Source organism: Vibrio sp. D173a, assembly GCF_030248475.1.
This window is the reverse complement of record NZ_JAHGAH010001652.1, coordinates 1-418: the sequence shown is the minus strand read 5'-3', so window position 1 is coordinate 418 and position 418 is coordinate 1. Positions and strand designations below refer to the sequence as shown.

Annotated in this window: 1 pseudogene; it reads right to left on the bottom strand. The window is 43.3% G+C overall.

The window, feature by feature from the left end:
* A pseudogene (gene rimM / locus KIV40_RS35355) lies at positions 1–387 on the bottom strand (ribosome maturation factor RimM); the annotation flags it as partial.
* Positions 388–418 lie beyond the last annotated feature (31 nt).

The window sequence follows — 418 nt, the reverse complement described above, 5'->3', positions numbered from 1 at the left end:
TGAGCCAGTTTCTAATAGGTCAGTGACCTCACCAAGGGAATAGCCCTTAGTGGTAACAACTTGCATACCAAACAATTCACGCCAGTAGAATTCATCTTCTGACAATTCAGGTAGTGATGCCGGGTCTACAGCGATTTCAAAGTTAGTCAGAGTCTGAGCTTCTTCACGAACCTCAAGCCCTTCAAGCTTACACACCATACCTTTGTTATGGCGCTACCCGCTTTCAACATTGAACTCAACCCACTTACCCTTTTGGTTAATGTACCAAGGGGTGTAATCGAATATGCTTTCAGCATTGTCTGTGTAGGAAAAAACTTTCAGCCAGCCGCGAATGCCATAGGTAGCACCAAACTTGCCCATAACAATTTTTTCGTCTTGCTTGCTCATCGTTTATTTATCCTTCATCGACATAAGCTAT